Origin of the sequence: Sphingomicrobium sp., from assembly GCA_036563485.1 — a bacterium.
GTDB lineage: Bacteria > Pseudomonadota > Alphaproteobacteria > Sphingomonadales > Sphingomonadaceae > Sphingomicrobium.
Genome location: DATCMI010000001.1, coordinates 504,104 through 519,336 on the forward strand (window position 1 = coordinate 504,104; position 15,233 = coordinate 519,336).

General features: G+C 64.7%; 15 protein-coding genes. 7 read left to right on the plus strand and 8 right to left on the minus strand.

The genetic code is table 11. From position 1 onward, the window contains the following. Positions 1-105: 105 nt before the first annotated feature. From VIL42_02665 to VIL42_02675, 3 genes are all read right to left on the minus strand, one after another. Positions 106-2,247, minus strand: a complete 2,142-nt coding sequence (locus VIL42_02665) for a prolyl oligopeptidase family serine peptidase (protein HEY8591750.1) — start codon at positions 2,245-2,247, stop codon at positions 106-108. Positions 2,248-2,328: 81 nt separating this feature from the next. Beyond that, the gene (gene rplQ / locus VIL42_02670; protein ID HEY8591751.1) at positions 2,329-2,748 is read right to left on the minus strand and encodes a 50S ribosomal protein L17; all 420 of its coding nucleotides are present in this window, start codon (positions 2,746-2,748) and stop codon (positions 2,329-2,331) included. A gap of 124 nt (positions 2,749-2,872) precedes the next feature. Further along, positions 2,873-3,973: a fatty acid desaturase gene (locus VIL42_02675; protein ID HEY8591752.1), complete on the minus strand. Its 1,101-nt coding sequence runs from the start codon at positions 3,971-3,973 to the stop codon at positions 2,873-2,875. Between the two features lie 114 nt (positions 3,974-4,087). Here VIL42_02675 and VIL42_02680 point away from each other — a divergent pair, with 114 nt between their 5' ends. The 3 genes from VIL42_02680 to VIL42_02690 are packed head-to-tail and all read left to right on the plus strand — an operon-like array spanning position 4,088 to position 6,249. Continuing rightward, complete coding sequence (locus VIL42_02680; protein HEY8591753.1) at positions 4,088-5,245, plus strand: N-acetyltransferase; 1,158 nt, start codon at positions 4,088-4,090, stop codon at positions 5,243-5,245. A 48-nt stretch (positions 5,246-5,293) separates the two neighbouring features. Beyond that, positions 5,294-5,524, plus strand: a complete 231-nt coding sequence (locus VIL42_02685; GenBank protein ID HEY8591754.1) for a hypothetical protein — start codon at positions 5,294-5,296, stop codon at positions 5,522-5,524. Beyond that, positions 5,518-6,249 carry a Crp/Fnr family transcriptional regulator gene (locus VIL42_02690; protein ID HEY8591755.1) on the plus strand — a complete coding sequence of 244 codons (732 nt, stop codon included), beginning with the start codon at positions 5,518-5,520 and terminating at the stop codon, positions 6,247-6,249. Before VIL42_02685 ends, VIL42_02690 begins: the two co-directional genes overlap by 7 nt. On the opposite strand, the gene xth is transcribed toward VIL42_02690, so the two are convergent. Genes xth through VIL42_02705 form a run of 3 tightly spaced genes read right to left on the minus strand, consistent with a single transcriptional unit; the run spans position 6,246 to position 8,370 of the window. Further along, positions 6,246-7,019 carry an exodeoxyribonuclease III gene (gene xth, locus VIL42_02695; protein HEY8591756.1) on the minus strand — a complete coding sequence of 258 codons (774 nt, stop codon included), beginning with the start codon at positions 7,017-7,019 and terminating at the stop codon, positions 6,246-6,248. The genes VIL42_02690 and xth overlap by 4 nt on opposite strands. Positions 7,020-7,043: 24 nt before the next feature. Then, on the minus strand, positions 7,044-7,370 hold the full coding sequence (erpA, locus tag VIL42_02700) for an iron-sulfur cluster insertion protein ErpA (GenBank protein HEY8591757.1): 327 nt from the start codon (positions 7,368-7,370) through the stop codon (positions 7,044-7,046). 40 nt (positions 7,371-7,410) lie between these two features. After that, positions 7,411-8,370 (minus strand): M23 family metallopeptidase, encoded by a 960-nt coding sequence (locus VIL42_02705; GenBank protein ID HEY8591758.1) that lies wholly within the window; start codon positions 8,368-8,370, stop codon positions 7,411-7,413. A gap of 387 nt (positions 8,371-8,757) precedes the next feature. Here VIL42_02705 and VIL42_02710 point away from each other — a divergent pair, with 387 nt between their 5' ends. From VIL42_02710 to VIL42_02720, 3 genes are read left to right on the plus strand one after another with little or no spacing between them, the layout of a single operon-like run. Beyond that, a complete protein-coding gene (locus tag VIL42_02710) occupies positions 8,758-9,924 on the plus strand; it encodes a phosphoserine transaminase (protein ID HEY8591759.1) in 1,167 nt (388 codons plus the stop codon). Continuing rightward, on the plus strand, positions 9,921-11,501 hold the full coding sequence (gene serA, locus VIL42_02715) for a phosphoglycerate dehydrogenase (protein HEY8591760.1): 1,581 nt from the start codon (positions 9,921-9,923) through the stop codon (positions 11,499-11,501). The genes VIL42_02710 and serA overlap by 4 nt, the downstream gene beginning before the upstream one ends. 3 nt (positions 11,502-11,504) lie before the next feature. After that, positions 11,505-12,272: an FkbM family methyltransferase gene (locus VIL42_02720; GenBank protein ID HEY8591761.1), complete on the plus strand. Its 768-nt coding sequence runs from the start codon at positions 11,505-11,507 to the stop codon at positions 12,270-12,272. On the opposite strand, the gene VIL42_02725 is transcribed toward VIL42_02720, so the two are convergent. Continuing rightward, on the minus strand, positions 12,269-12,943 hold the full coding sequence (locus tag VIL42_02725; protein ID HEY8591762.1) for a protein-L-isoaspartate(D-aspartate) O-methyltransferase: 675 nt from the start codon (positions 12,941-12,943) through the stop codon (positions 12,269-12,271). The genes VIL42_02720 and VIL42_02725 overlap by 4 nt on opposite strands. Positions 12,944-13,140: 197 nt before the next feature. On the opposite strand from VIL42_02725, the gene VIL42_02730 reads away from it, so the two are divergent. After that, entirely contained in the window at positions 13,141-14,430 is a 1,290-nt protein-coding gene (locus tag VIL42_02730) for an adenylosuccinate synthase (GenBank protein ID HEY8591763.1), read from the plus strand. Positions 14,431-14,517: 87 nt separating this feature from the next. On the opposite strand, the gene VIL42_02735 is transcribed toward VIL42_02730, so the two are convergent. Continuing rightward, positions 14,518-15,180 carry a hypothetical protein gene (locus VIL42_02735; GenBank protein HEY8591764.1) on the minus strand — a complete coding sequence of 221 codons (663 nt, stop codon included), beginning with the start codon at positions 15,178-15,180 and terminating at the stop codon, positions 14,518-14,520. Between the last annotated feature and the right edge of the window lie 53 nt (positions 15,181-15,233).

Consider the following 15,233-nt stretch of genomic DNA (forward strand, 5'->3'; position numbering starts at 1 on the left):
CCTCACAAACCGACTCGCCGACACAACGCACGGCGGCCCATGTCGGGTTATGTAGTTACGGCCGTGCACCGGTTCTGAACGCGCCGTTTGCTGCCGTTCAGGCAATCAGTCGAACTTGAGGCCCGTGAAATAACCGAGGAACGCCATGACGTCGGCGGCTTCCTCGATGACCTTGCTAGTCGGCTTGCCGGAGCCGTGGCCGGCACGGGTTTCGATCCTGATCAGGTGCGGCGCGCCTTTCGGGTCGGCGGCCTGGAGCGCGGCGGCATATTTGAAGCTGTGCCCCGGCACCACCCGGTCGTCGGTGTCGGCCGTCGTCACCAGGACCGGCGGATAATGAACGCCGGTCTTGATGTTATGGTAGGGCGAATAGGCAAGCAGGGTTTTGAAATCCGCTTCCTTGTTCGGATAGCCATAATCGTCGACCCAGCTGTGACCCTCGGTGAAGCGGTCGAAGCGCAGCATGTCCATCACGCCGACGGCCGGATGAGCGGCGTCGAACAAGTCCGGCCGCTGGTTGACGACCGCGCCGACGAGCAAGCCGCCGTTCGAGCCGCCCTCGATCGACAGGCCCTTGGGCGACGTGATCCCCTGCGCTTTCAGATATTCGCCGGCCGCGATGAAGTCGTCGAAGACGTTCTGCTTCTTGTCCAACCGCCCGGCATCGTGCCACGCCTTCCCATATTCGCCGCCGCCGCGGATGTTGGCGAGCACATAGACGCCACCCTTTTCGAGCCACGCCAGGCGGCTTGAGGAGAATGACGGCGGCATCGAGATGTCGAACCCGCCATAGCCGTACAGCAAGGTCGGCGCCGGGCCGGTGACGCTCTTCTTCTTGACGATGAACATCGGCACGCGCGTGCCGTCCTTGGACGCGAAGAAGCGCTGCTCGACCGAATAATCTTCAGGGTTGAACATCAGCTTCGGCTGCGCCCAGATGCTCTCCGCGCCCGTCACCACATTGTAGCGGTAAAGCGTCGTCGGCCGGTTGAAGCTGGTGAAGGCGAAGAAGGTCTCCGGATCGTCATCGTCGCCGGAAAATCCCAGCACGCTTCCGATACCCGGCAGATCCACGTTGCGGACGAGCGAGCCGTCCAGGTTCAGGATCCGGACCTCGCTCTTCACGTCGGCGAGGTAGCGCGCCGCGATCCGCCCGCCGACGACGTCGGCGCCTTGCAGGGTCGCTTCCGATTCCGGCACGACTGTTTTCTGGACGGGCTTGGCCGCCGACGTGTCGATGCTGACGATCTTCTGCTTCGGCGCACCCTTGTTGGTCGCGAGGTAGATCACCGGACCAACGCTGCCGACGTAATAATAATTGTCGGTCAGGGTCGGCACGAGCACCCGCGGCTTCGACCCTGGCTTGGCCAAGTCCACGACTGCGACCTGATAGCCGACGCCGGTCTCGCTCGAGGTGATGATCAGCCTTTTGCCGTCATCGCTGACCGCGGTGCCGTGATACAGGCCCGGCTGCGCTGGCGTCGAATAGACCAGCCGGTCAGCCGATTGCTTGGTGCCGAGCCGGTGAAAGTAGATCTGCTGGTCCTTGCTCGAGCCCTGGTATTGCTGGCCCGCGGCCGGCTCGGCGTAGCGGGCATAATAAAAGCCGCGGCCATCCTTTGCCCAAGTCAGGTCTGTGAACTTGGCCCATTTGATCTCGTCGGCATCATCCTTGCCGCTGGCGACATCCAGCACCATCAGCGTCCGCCAGTCGGTGCCGCCGTCCTGGACGGCGTAGAGCAGCTTCGTGCCCTGATCGTTCGCATTCCACTCGGCGAGCGCAGTGGCGCCGTCGGCCGACCAGCCGTTGGGGTCGATCAGCTGGCGCTCCTGCCCGTTCGCGCCGTCGCGGACGTACAGCACCGCCTGGTTCTGCAAACCGCTGTTGCGGGCGTAGAACAAGCGCTCGCCCTTCTTCTGGATGCCGGCATAGCGTTCGTAATTATAGAGTTCGGTCAGCCGGGCCTTGAGCACTTCGCGGCCGGGAAGCCTGGCAAGGAAGGCGCTGGTCACCGCATTCTGCCGGCTGACCCAATCGGCCACTTCCTTGTCGGTGCGGACGTCGTTCTCGAGCCAGCGGTAGGGATCGGCGATGCGGGTGCCGAACTGCGTTTCGACGAGGTCGACGCGGCGCGTGTCCGGATAGGCGACTTGCGTGGCAGCGGCGGCAGCAGGTTGTGCAGGAACGGGAGAAGACATCAGCGCCGAAGTGGCGAGCAACGGGACCAGGAACAAGCTCGGGCGCATGGAATACCTCTCAACAACGAAAAAGCGCGGCTGCTTGGTAGCAGCCGCGCCTCATTGTTCTCAAGGACGGTTCGGCAGCGCTTAGGCGGCCTCGAACTCTTCCTCGTTCATCACAGGTCCGCTGTCCTGGCCCTTCGCCGACACGTCCCGGTCAACCAGTTCGATGATCGCGATCGGCGCCGCGTCCGACATGCGGATGCCGGCCTTGATCACGCGGCAATAGCCGCCGTCGCGGTTCGCGTAGCGCGGGGCAAGCACGTCGAACAGCTTCACCAGCTGCGCGTCGTCCATCAGCCGCGCTTGGGCGAGGCGGCGGTTCGACAGGCCTCCACGCTTTGCGAGCGTGATCAGCTTCTCGACATAGGGCCGAAGCTCCTTCGCCTTCGCAACCGTGGTCGTGATCTGCTCATGCTTGATGAGCGCGGCAGCCATGTTCCGGAACAGGGCCGCGCGGTGGCTGGAGGTGCGCTGAAGCTTACGGCCGCCAACACGATGGCGCATGAGATCTTCCTTTCGTTCGTCTGGGCCCCGTATCAGGTAAGCCCGGCCACGCAGCACTTCGGGCGGCTGCGCTTTGCCCCTATACAGCAACGGCGAGCTGTTCAGCCCGCCGGACGCGCTGCCCTCAAGCGGAAATTCGGCCTTTCGTCAAGGTGCTGCGGCCCAGCCGCACGACCAGCGCCGACAGGTGACGGTGCGAGCTGTCGTGATAGACCGAGCCTTGCTCCAGCTCGCGGCACAGGCGGCGGTGCGCCTCTCCGAGGTTGTGATAGGGCAGGCCAGGCAGCAGGTGGTGGAGCGCGTGGTAGCGCAGGCCGACCGGCGCCCACAGCGCCGGCAGCGTCGCCGGCGGGGGCACGTTGACGCTGTCGAGGAACTGAGCGGTGACGCTCATCGCCTCGCCGTCATTCTCCCACAAGTGCGCGACCAAGGTGCGGACCTGGTTCAGGAACATCACGCCCGACGCGACCGCCAGGAAGACGAGGAACGCCTTGAGCGGGACCACGCCCGTTGCAACCATCGCCAGCAGCGCGATCGCCCAGATGCTGCACGCAGCCTCCTGCCATGCCCAATCGCGCGCGAACTCGCCTTCGGGCTTCGGCCGGACGAACTTGGGATTGATCTGCAGGCCGGAATAGCGGCCCACGACAATGCTCCGCAGCTTGGGCGACAGCATCGACAGCGGCGCCAGGATGCCGAAGCGGATCAGCATCCCGACCGGCGCAAGCGCCGCGGCGATCAGGAACACCGGCAGGGTCCAGGGCTGCATCAGCGCAAGCGGCAGATATTCGGGATCGTCGACGGTCCCATAATAGCGCTTCGCGTGGTGCTGATTGTGGACGCCTTCATAAAGGAAGCTCGGGACAAGCAGGGGGACGCCGACGACTAGGTTCCAGGTGAACCGAAAGCCCTTCACCGCGCCCTTCTTGATGTGCGTCAGCTCATGGATGAACGAACCGGCACGGTAGAGGGCGAGCACCGCCACAACAGCAGCCGCAACGGCCAGCCAGGTCGGCTGCACCAGCATCGCCGCGAACAGCCCCGCATAGCCGAGCAGCGCCGAACCGAGCATGTCGGTCCAGTAGATGGCCGCCTTCGGCACGTTGAGGTCGCGCGTCAGGTTCGCAGCCGCCTTCAGCATCGCCGCGTCATCCTTCGGACGGACGGGCGCGTGCTTGGCGGCGGCAGCCGGGATGCTGCGCTCGAGAGTCGCGGTCTGGGTCATAAGCTCTGCGATTGTCTGGGGTTACACGCAGATAATGGCCCCATCGTGGCGCTTCAATGGATAGGGAAAGCACCGTAGCTGGCGCTCGTCCGCATCAGCCGCTAGCCCTTGCGCATGAGCAGCAGCCCTGTCGCGATCCGTCCGGTCGAAAGCAAGAAGGACCGGCAGGCGTTCGTCGACTTGGCGTGGAAGGTCTACAAGGACGATCCGCACTGGGTTCCGCCGCTGAAGGACGAGGTCCACGGACTGATCACGCCCGGCAAGAACCCATGGTTCGAACATGCGCGGGCCCAGCTATGGCTTGCGGAACGCGGCGGCGAGACGGTCGGGCGGATCAGTGCCCAGGTCGACGATCTGGTCCAGGAGCATATGGGCGCCGGCACCGGCCAATGGGGCATGTTCGAGGCGCTCGACGAAGAGGCCGCGAAGGCGCTGATCGGAACCGCCGAAGACTGGCTGCGGGCGCAAGGGATGACGCGGGCGCTCGGACCCATCAGTCTCTCGATCTGGGACGAGCCGGGGCTCGAGGTCGAAGGGTTCGGCCAGGATCCCGCCGCGATGATGGGCCATCATCGTCCTGAATATCAGGGGTGGATCGAGGCAGCTCGTTTTTCCAAGGCCAAGGACCTGCTGACCTACGAAGTCGACATCGCGCACTGGAACGACCTCAAGATCGACCGGCTGATCGCGATGGGCGAGCGCAATCCGCGCATCCGCATCCGCAAGGTCGACAAATCGCGGTTCGACGAGGAAGCGCGGATCATCCTCAACATCCTCAACGACGCCTGGTCCGAAAATTGGGGTTATGTGCCGCTAACGCCCGCGGAGATCGCTTATGCCGGCAAGAAGCTGAAGCCGATCATCTACGAGGAGCTGGTGCGGATCGCCGAGCTCGACGGCGAACCTGTCGCGTTCATGATCACCATCCCGGACATCAACGAACTGACCAAGGACCTGAACGGCAAGCTGTTCCCGTTCAACTTCGTGAAGCTGCTGTGGCGCCTGCGCAATCCGCGCGTCCAGCGCGTGCGCGTGCCGCTGATGGGGGTCGCCAAAAGGCTTCACCAGACGCGCATGGCCAGCATGCTCGCCTTCATGCTGATCGAATATATCCGGCGCGACTGCGTCGGTAAGTTCGGGGTCGAGCTAGGCGAGTTCGGCTGGATCCTGGAAGACAATAAAGGGATGTTGTCGATCGCGGAGCTGCCGAGCGCCCGGGTCAACCACAGATACCGGATCTACGAAAAGCGCCTTGAGCGCAGCAGAGGCTGATCTATGTTGGCGGGCGGAACGTTGCGGTGCGCGGCGCGCTGCCCGGCCATGCCGACCTATTCAATCACAATAATCAACGATGAGTTCGAGACGTCGACCAACGCAGAGGCGGCCGATGACGCTCTTGCCATCCGCGACGCCCTGCAAGGCGCGCTGCAGATCGGTGTCGAACAAGTCGTCGGCGGAGCCTCGCTGTTTGCCGCCGAATTGACGGTCGCCATTGAAGAACGGCGGCGGCGCTTCGTCGTGAATGTCAGCGCGAGCGCCTTGAAGTGGTGATCGACAAGCACCTGATGAAGCTGCGCGCGCGCGACACGATCAGCGCCGCCGAGGAAGCCTTCATCCGCAGCGGCGTTCGGGAGATCATGAAGGTACGCGCCGGATCGACTGCGGTGCGCGAGGGCCAAAGGGTGAACTATTCGACCATCCTCATCTCGGGGATCGCTGCTCGAGTTCAGTCGATGCCCGACGGCACCAGCCAGATCCTCGAGCTGCACGTGCCGGGCGACTTCACCGACCTGCATAGCTTTACGCTGAAATATCTCGACCACGATGTCGTCGCGATCAGCGACTGCAGCCTGGCGGTTGTGCCGCATGCACATCTGCAGGAGATGACGGAGCGCTTTCCGCATCTGACGCGGGTCTATTGGTTCGGAACGAACCTCGACGCCTCGATCAACCGAGAATGGGAAGTTTCGCTGGGCAGCCGCGACGCGCTCAGCCGAATGGCCCACGTCTTTTGCGAATTGTACATCCGCTTCGATCTGGTGGACCTAGTGCGCGGCGGAACTTTTGATTTTCCCGTCACGCAACAGCAACTCGCCGAGATGGTCGGAATCACCCCTGTTCACGCCAACCGCACGCTTCAGCAACTGCGCGGCAAGGGCCTAGTCGAGTTTGCACGCGGGCTGGCGACGATCCCCGACCTTGATCGACTGATGGATGTCGCACGCTTCAACCCCGCTTATCTGTACCTTGAGCGGCACACGCGCGGTGAGTCTTAATTCAGTTCGATCCAGGTCGGCGCGTGGTCGGACGCCTTCTCTTCTCCCCGGGCCCACCTGTCGACACCGGCGCCCGCCAGGCGATCGGCCGCTTCGGGCGAGCAAAGCAGGTGATCGAGGCGGAAACCGAGATCCCGCTGCCAGCAGCCGGCCGTATAATCCCAGAACGTGTAGAGCTTGTCCTCATTCGGGTGCAGCGAACGGAGGGCATCGGTCCAGCCCTGGTGCATGATCCGTCGCCACAGCTGGCGCGTCTCTGGCCGGCATACCGCATCATTGGCGGTGGCCCGGATCGAAAACACGTCGCGGTCTTCGGGAACGACGTTCCAGTCCCCGCATAGCACCGTTGGACGTTCGTCCTTCAGCAGCTCGGCGGCGTGCGCTTCGAGGCGCTCCATCCAGCTTAGCTTGTAGGTGAACTTCTCGGTGCCGATCGGATTGCCGTTCGGCAGGTAAAGCGACCCGACAATGAAGTCGCCGACCTCAGCCTCGATATAACGGCTGTGGGTGTCGTCGGGATCGCCGGGCAAGCCAACTCGGCGGAGCTGCGGCGTGTCGCCGCGCACGAGGATCGCGACGCCATTGAAGCCCTTCTGCCCATGCCAGACGGCGCCATATCCGGCCGCTTCGATATCGGCGATCGGCAGCGATTCGTCGGCGCATTTGAGTTCCTGGAGGCAGGCGACGTCCGGCTTTTCACGGTCGAGCCATTCGATCAGCCGCGGAAGGCGCGCGCGAATGCCGTTGAGATTGTAGGTGGCGAGCTTCATCGCGCCCGCCCTACCCGCTGCAGGCTAGACGGAAAAGCTGCTGCCGCAGCCGCAGCCGGACTGGGCGTTGGGATTGAGCACCTTGAATGCCGCACCGCCAAGGTCTTCGACGAAATCTACCGCCGAGCCGCGCACCAGGTCGAGGCTCACCGGATCGACGACCAGCTTGACGCCGGCGGTCTCCGCCACCGAGTCATCGTCGCCGGCCTGGTCGGCAAGCTCGAACTTGTAGGTGAAGCCCGCGCAGCCGCCGCCGTCCACCGCAAGGCGCAGGATCGCCGGCTTGGACTGCCGCTCGGCAATCCATGCGACCCGCTTGGCCGCACTTTCTGTCAGGGTGACGTGGCTCACGAGAGCGAGATAGGAAGTGCCGCGCTAAGCGGCAACCGGCTTACTGCTGGCCCTTCGGTCCGCCGAGCGCAACCGCATCCATCGACGGCGAGCCCTGGCGCTTCTGCATGGCGAGGACATAGTCGGTCGACTTCATGAAGGGGATCGGGTTGACCGCGCGGCCGTCGATCCGGACTTCATAGTGGAGGTGGCTGCCGGTCGAACGGCCGGTCGAGCCCATGCGGCCGATCAGCTGGCCGCGGGTGATCTTGTCGCCCGGGCGGACAAGGATCGCGGAAAGGTGTCCGAAACGGGTCGTAATGCCGCGGCCGTGCTCGATTTCGACAAGATTGCCGTAGCCGCCGCTGTTCCAGCCAGAGCGCAGAACCTTCCCGTCGGCGGTCGCGTAGATCGGGGTGCCGAGCGGACCGGCGAGATCGATGCCCGGGTGCATGGCGGCGCTGCCCTTGAAGGGGTCGGAGCGGACGCCGAACGAGCTGGTGAAGGCGGCGGTGCGGACCGGCTTGTCGGACGGGATCGCAATGACGTCGTTCTGAAGCTGGTCGAGCTTTTTCCAGCTGTTGAACAGCGCCTTGAAGGTCGGGTTGCCGACGCTCTCGAACGGGCCCCCGACGGCGCCGGTCGCGCCCTTGGCCGGGTAGAAGCCGAGCTTGCGCAGCGAGGCAGCGTCGACGTTCACGTCTTCAAGCGCGGCGGCGAGCGCAAGCTGGCGCTGCTCGATCGCTTGCACGCGGCGCTCTGTCTCGGCGGCGAGCTGGGCGACTTCGGCCGAATAGCCCTTGGCCGGCATGACAACCGCGGCGGCCAATGTCTGCTGGGGACGGTTGAGGAGGCTGACGGTCGCGTAGCTGGCCCAGGCAAGGACCGCGAACAGAAGCGCGAACAAGACGCCCTGGGCCGAGGCGGTGACGCGGAAACGGCGGAGCTTCTTCCCATCATGGATGAAGAAGTCGCGGTCGCGGAACAATCCCGTCGTCGCTCCGGCCAGTGCTTGCGTCATGCGTTCCCGCTCCAAAAATCGTCACATCCGTCCCGAAGGGCGGCGCTGTTTCACCAATCCAAGGAGCTCCCCAGCCCCGAAGCCGAATGCACGCATTGCCCATCGCGCATCGGCAGGACTGACACTGCTTCTGGTTGGTTAATGAATTCAACCGCGACCCGCCTGAAGCGGGATGAACTGCAATGATGCCGCGATGAACCGTTGAAATGAGGGCAACGAATAAGGATTCGAAGAAAATCAACCTGTTGTGCAGTGCAACATCGGCCAGTCCGGCCCGGCGAATTGATTCTTGTCCTCGAGCTGTTGCCACAGCCCGAACAGTCGTTACACCCGGCTTCGGGCCACGCCGTCCCAACGCGGCGCGAGCTCTCTGTGAGGAGAGTGACATTGACTGACGCAACTGCCGCGACGCCACAGGTGCGCGCGGACAAACCTCCTACCAAACCCAGTCGCCCGTACTTCTCGTCCGGCCCCTGCGCGAAGCCGCCGGGCTGGAGCGCAGAACTTCTGGACACGTCGGCACTCGGCCGCTCGCATCGCGGCGCGATCGGCAAGGCGAAGCTCCAGGACGCGATCGACCGCACGCACGCACTGCTGCGCCTTCCCGCCGACTACCGGCTCGGGATCGTTCCCGCGTCCGACACCGGCGCGGTCGAGATGGCCTTGTGGTCGCTGCTCGGCACGCGCCCCGTCACCATGCTGGCGTGGGAAAGCTTCGGCGCCGGCTGGGTCACCGACGTCGCCAAGCAGCTGAAACTCGACGCGGACGTGCGCACCGCCGCTTACGGCGAGCTCCCCGACCTCGGCGGCATCGACGCGGGCAGCGACATCGTCTTCACCTGGAACGGAACCACGAGCGGAGTGCGGGTGCCGAATGCGGACTGGATCGCTGCGGACCGCACCGGCCTGACGATCTGCGACGGGACGTCGGCGGCCTTTGCGCAGGACATCGACTGGAAGAAGATCGATGTCGGCACCTTCAGCTGGCAGAAGGCTCTCGGCGGGGAGGCCGCCCATGGCATGCTGGTCCTCAGCCCCCGCGCGGTCGAGCGGCTGGAAAGCGAACCCGCGCCGCGCCCGCTCCCCAAGATCTTCCGCCTGACGAAAGGCGGCAAGCTGATCGACGGCGTCTTCAAAGGCGAGACGATCAACACGCCCTCGATGCTTGCGGTCGAAGATTGGCTGTTCGCGCTCGACTGGGCCGAGCGGATCGGCGGCCTCGACGCGTTGATCGCGCGCGCGGACGCCAACGCTGCTGCACTGCAGCAGTGGGTCGCGTCGGCCGGCTGGATCGAAAACTTGGCGGCGGACCAGGCAATCCGCTCGAATACCTCCGTCTGCCTGCAATTCGCCGACCGTTCGGACGAGGAGGCGAACCGCGCCCGCCAGAAAGCGGTCGCCAAGCTCCTCGAGCAGGAAGATGCCGCCTACGACATCGGCGCTTATCGCGACGCTCCGCCGGGGCTGCGCATCTGGTGCGGCGCAACCGTCGAGACGGCGGATATCGAGGCACTCGGGCCCTGGCTCAATTATGCGTGGGAGAAGACCGCATGAGCGTGCGCGTCCTGATTTCCGACAAGATGGATCCGAAAGCCGCCGCAATCTTCCGCGACCGCGGGATCGAGGTCGACGAGAGGCCGGGCTTGGCTCCCGACGAACTGGCCTCGATCATCGGCGACTATGACGGGCTGGCCATCCGGTCGGCGACGAAAGTCACCAAGGCGATCCTCGACGCCGGCGACCGGCTGAAGGTCGTCGGCCGCGCCGGCATAGGTGTCGACAATGTCGACATTCCCGCCGCCACCGCGCGCGGCGTGGTCGTCATGAACACGCCGTTCGGCAATTCGATCACGACCGCCGAGCATGCGATCGCACTGATGTTCGCACTCGCCCGCCAGCTGCCCGAAGCCGATGCTTCGACCCAGGCGGGCAAGTGGGAAAAGAACCGCTTCATGGGCGTCGAGGTGACCGGCAAGACGCTCGGCCTGATCGGCGCCGGTAACATCGGTTCGATAGTAGCTAGCCGCGCACTCGGCCTCCGGATGAAGGTTGTCGCTTACGATCCATTCCTGACGCCGGAGCGCGCGGTCGAGCTTGGCATTGAGAAGGTTGAGCTGGACGAACTGCTCGCCCGCGCCGACTTCATTACCCTCCACACGCCGCTGACCGACCAGACCCGCAACATCTTGAGCCGCGACAATCTCGCCAAGGCCAAGAAGGGCGTCCGAATCGTCAATTGTGCGCGCGGCGGGCTGATCGACGAGGCGGCGTTAAAGGACATGCTCGACAGCGGCCATGTCGCCGGCGCTGCGCTGGACGTATTCGAAAGCGAGCCCGCCAAGGACTCGCCTCTGTTCGGAACGCCCGGCTTCATTTCGACGCCTCACCTCGGCGCGTCGACCAGCGAAGCGCAGGTCAATGTCGCCATCCAGGTCGCCGAGCAGATGAGCGACTTCCTGCTTCTTGGCGGTGTCAGCAATGCGATCAACATGCCGTCCCTGTCCGCCGAGGAAGCACCGCGGCTCAGGCCCTACATGGCCTTGGCAGAAAAGCTCGGGCGGCTGGTCGGCCAGATCGTCGGCGAGGACGTGCGCTCGGTGGATGTCGAGGTCGAAGGCGCGGCTGCGGAGCTCAACATCAAGCCGATTACCGGCGCGGTGCTCGCCGGGCTGATGGGCACCTATTCGCAAAGCGTGAACATGGTGAACGCGCCCGTGCTGGCGAAGGAGCGCGGGCTCGACCTGCGCGAGATCCGCCACGACCGCGAAGGCGACTATCACACGCTCGTCGCGGTCGCGGTCGGCACGCCCGGCGGCAAGCGGCGCGTCGAAGGCACGCTCTTCGGGAACCGCGCGCCACGTCTCGTCAAGATTTTCGACGTGCCCGTCGAAGCGGAACTTGCCGGCCAGATGATCTACATCGTCAACACCGACGCACCCGGCTTCATCGGCGCTCTCGGTACCCAGCTCGGCGAGAACGGAATCAACATCGCGACGTTCAACCTCGGCCGCCGCAAGGAAAAGGGCGAGGCCATTGCCCTGGTTGCTGTCGACGATCCGATCACCTCAGAAATTGCGCGGCAGCTGCGCGAGCTGCCCGGCGTGCTCGAAGTCGTGCCGCTCAGCTTCTGAGCGATGGAGCTGATCTACGATGTCGGGGTCGAGAACGGCGACGACAGCGCATACTATCTGCACAAGGGCTTTCGCGTCGTCGGCGTCGAAGCGAGCCCCGTAGCCGTTGAAAAACTGCGCTCGCGATTTGCGGCGGAAATCGTCGATGGACGGTACGTGCTGCTCGCCGTCGCAATAGCTTCGGAGACTGGCCAAGCGCCTTTCTGGGTGTGCGACGATCATCCGCCCTGGAGCAGTTTCGACCGAGACATCGCCGCCCGCAACGGCTGCGGCCACCACGAAGTTCAAGTCGAGACCCGCACCTTCGCTTCGATCCTCCAGGAGTTCGGTCGCGCCGCCTATTGCAAGATCGACATCGAAGGGAACGACGATCTCTGCCTCGCCGCCTTCTCCGAAAACACGCGGGCGCGCTATGTGTCAGTCGAGCTGATCGACGGTGACGAGCAGCTCCGGTTGCTCCGCGACAACGGCTATTGCGACTTCAAGCTGATCTCTCAACGATCGTTTCGTCAGCCGTCGCCGGCGCTCCTGAGGCTCAAGGCGAAGCTGCCGCAGCTTGCGCGCCTGCCGATCTCCAAGGCTGAAGCGCTCGTGCGCCACCAGCCGGAGCCGGATTGGCGATTTCGCGGCGGCTCGTCGGGGCCGTTCGGCGAAGCAACAGCGGGACCATGGCAAGGCTTTGACGAGGCGCTCGACATGTGGCGCGCAATCGCGGATCTCGGGAACGACCTAAGCGACTGGCATGACATCCATGCCCGCCTCGGCGGCTAGGCATCTTCCTCAAGACGCGTGAACCGGACGGGCATGACCGCGCGCATCGACACGCTGCCATCTGCGGCTTTCTCAACGACGCTGAGCTGCTGCATGTCGGCGCCGCCGAGCGGGATCACCATACGCCCGCCGTTCGCCAGTTGATCGACCAGTGCGGTCGGAGGTTCGGCGGCAGCGGCGGTCACGAGGATGAGGTCGAACGGCGCATGCTCGGCCCAGCCGCGTGAGCCGTCGCCGACCCGCACCTGCACCGGATATCCAAGCGCGGCGAACCGCGCTTGGGCCGCTTCGGCGAATTCCTCCACCACTTCGACGCTCCACACCAGCGCGCCCATCTCGGCCATGACGGCAGCCTGGTAGCCGTAACCCGTGCCGATCTCGAGCACTCGGCTGCCCTCCTCGATGTCGAGCAATTCGATCATCACCGCGCCGATGAACGGCTGCGAGATCGTCTTGTCGAAGCCGATCGGAAGCGGCGTGTCCTGATAAGCAGCGAGGATCAGCTCCTGCGGCACGAACAGGTGGCGCGGAACTTCACTCAGCGCGCGTCGCAACTGCACGCCCAACTCGCTCATGCCCAACTCGTCGCTGGCAAGGTCGAAATGCATGTCGACGATCTCGACCATGTGGCGGCGAAAGATCGCCAGATGCTCTTCGGTCATCGGCTTCATGGGCCTGCGAACGGGCGCGCGGCTCCGCGCGTTCCCGCGGAGGTCAAAGAAAAGGGCGCCTTCCGTTCGGAAGGCACCCTTCGGCGATCCACCTGGGTGCGAGCGGTGGTCGAAACTTGAACGATCGTGGCTCGGCCTAGACGCGTGGCGGCTTGGCCCGTAACAGCCGCGAGGCCGCTCACAGCAAGGATATCATCGTGGCAAACGTCACCGTCATCGGCGCCCAATGGGGCGACGAAGGCAAGGGCAAGATCGTCGATTGGCTCGCTAGCCGGGCGGACATGGTCGTTCGCTTTCAGGGCGGCCACAATGCCGGGCACACGCTCGTCGTGCAGGGCAAGACCTACAAGCTGTCGCTGCTTCCGAGCGGGATCGTCACCGGCACACCGTCTATCATCGGCAATGGCGTCGTCCTCGACCCATGGGCGCTGAAGGCAGAGATCGAGCGCTTGTCCGAGCAGGGGGTGACCATCACGCCCGACCTGTTGATGATCGCCGACAATTGCCCGCTGATCCTGCCAATCCACCGCGATCTCGATGCCTTGCGGGAAGACGCTAGCGGCGCCGGCAAGATCGGCACGACCCGCCGCGGCATCGGCCCCGCTTACGAGGATAAGGTCGGCCGCCGCGCGATCCGCCTGTGCGACCTTGCGCACTTGGACCAGCTCGACCCGATGCTCGACCGCCTGTGCGCCCACCACGATGCGCTTCGTGCCGGGTTCAGCGAGCCGCCGGTCGACCGCGAACGCCTTCGCGGCGACCTGGCCGACATCGCCGAGTTCGTGCTGCCGTTTGCGAAGCCGGTCTGGCGTGCGCTCGACGAGGCGCGCGGCGCCGGCAAGCGGATCCTGTTCGAAGGCGCTCAGGGCGTGCTGCTAGACGTCGACCACGGCACCTATCCGTTCGTCACTTCGTCCAACAGCGTGTCCGGCACCGTGGCGTCGGGTAGCGGCACCGGACCGTCCGCGGCGGGGTTCGTCCTCGGCATCACCAAGGCTTACACCACCCGCGTCGGCTCGGGCCCCTTCCCGACCGAGCAGGACAATGACATCGGCCAGACGCTGGGAGAGCGGGGACGCGAGTTCGGAACCGTGACGGGACGCAAGCGCCGCTGCGGCTGGTTCGATGCCGTGCTGGTCCGCCAGGCCGTTGCAGTCGGCGGCGTTACCGGCATCGCGCTCACCAAGCTCGATGTGCTCGACACGGTGGAAACGGTGAAAGTTTGCACCGGATACCGCTTGGACGGGGCGGAGATCGACTATCTGCCGGCGCACGCCGCCGATCAGGCCCGGGTCGAGCCGATCTACGAAGAGATAAAGGGCTGGTGCGAATCGACCGAGGGCGCGCGCAGCTGGGCCGACCTGCCGGCGCGGGCAATCAAATACGTCCGCCGCATCGAGGAACTGATCCGCTGTCCGGTCGCGTTGGTCAGCACCTCGCCGGAGCGCGACGACACCATTCTCGTTCGGGATCCATTCGCCGGCTGATCGGCCGCAAGTTCGCATTGATCCGGTACCGATGAATGCGACAGGGCCTGTTCCCGGGTTTCGGCTCGGGATCGCCCGCCACGCATGCTAGCCAGACGTTGCCCACAGGGCGGCGCGGCTCGATTCATGTCCAGATGCCGAGGGCATCAGCGCGCGGAAATCGTCGGTGAAGTGCCCGTCGACGCGGATGCTCCACGCCAGCTCGCCGGTCGCATCTCCGCCATGATATTGGTTCACGGTATCGAACCACGCCGAGTGCCCGGCGACGTAAAGCTTCTCGCCCGTCACCGGGTCAAGCATGTAGAATGGCTTGGCCAGATTCGTGCGCAGCCAGATGAATTCGTGGCAGAGGTCGATGCTGTCGTGGTCGCGGTGCGGGGTGACCGCGCGACCTTCGGGATCGTACATGATCAGCATGCGCCCGGTCGCCTGGAACGGCAGCGTGGCGATGAAGTCCATCAGTTCCGCGAATCCTCGCGCTTCCTCGCTCGCGCTCCAAAGGTCCGGCCGGTCTAGCTCGTAATAATTATCCGGCCCGTCCGATCGCGACAAATAAACCATGCGCGAGCCGGGCAGCGTTGGTGCGTCCGCCTCAAGTGTGAACGGCCCGGTATAGAAATGCAGGTCCTCCTCGGCCGCGACGCGCCGTTCGAGCCGCTCGCGGATGTAGTGGTCGAGCCCGCGCAGCCGCGCGACATCGAGGAACGCGTCGAGGTCCTTGTACGACGGATAAATCGCGCCGCCGCTCACAGCTGCAGCAGCTCAGTGGAACCAGCTACGCCGATGGGGGTTCTTTTAATTAA

Excerpts from the sequence above, each read along its gene's own strand:
- VIL42_02665 (HEY8591750.1), bottom strand. The coding sequence starts at position 2,247 with ATGCGCCCGAGCTTGTTCCTGGTCCCGTTGCTCGCCACTTCGGCGCTG.
- rplQ (HEY8591751.1), bottom strand. The coding sequence starts at position 2,748 with ATGCGCCATCGTGTTGGCGGCCGTAAGCTTCAGCGCACCTCCAGCCAC.
- VIL42_02675 (HEY8591752.1), bottom strand. The coding sequence starts at position 3,973 with ATGACCCAGACCGCGACTCTCGAGCGCAGCATCCCGGCTGCCGCCGCC.
- VIL42_02680 (HEY8591753.1), top strand. The coding sequence starts at position 4,088 with ATGAGCAGCAGCCCTGTCGCGATCCGTCCGGTCGAAAGCAAGAAGGAC.
- VIL42_02685 (HEY8591754.1), top strand. The coding sequence starts at position 5,294 with ATGCCGACCTATTCAATCACAATAATCAACGATGAGTTCGAGACGTCG.
- xth (HEY8591756.1), bottom strand. The coding sequence starts at position 7,019 with ATGAAGCTCGCCACCTACAATCTCAACGGCATTCGCGCGCGCCTTCCG.
- VIL42_02705 (HEY8591758.1), bottom strand. The coding sequence starts at position 8,370 with ATGACGCAAGCACTGGCCGGAGCGACGACGGGATTGTTCCGCGACCGC.
- serA (HEY8591760.1), top strand. The coding sequence starts at position 9,921 with ATGAGCGTGCGCGTCCTGATTTCCGACAAGATGGATCCGAAAGCCGCC.
- VIL42_02720 (HEY8591761.1), top strand. The coding sequence starts at position 11,505 with ATGGAGCTGATCTACGATGTCGGGGTCGAGAACGGCGACGACAGCGCA.
- VIL42_02725 (HEY8591762.1), bottom strand. The coding sequence starts at position 12,943 with ATGAAGCCGATGACCGAAGAGCATCTGGCGATCTTTCGCCGCCACATG.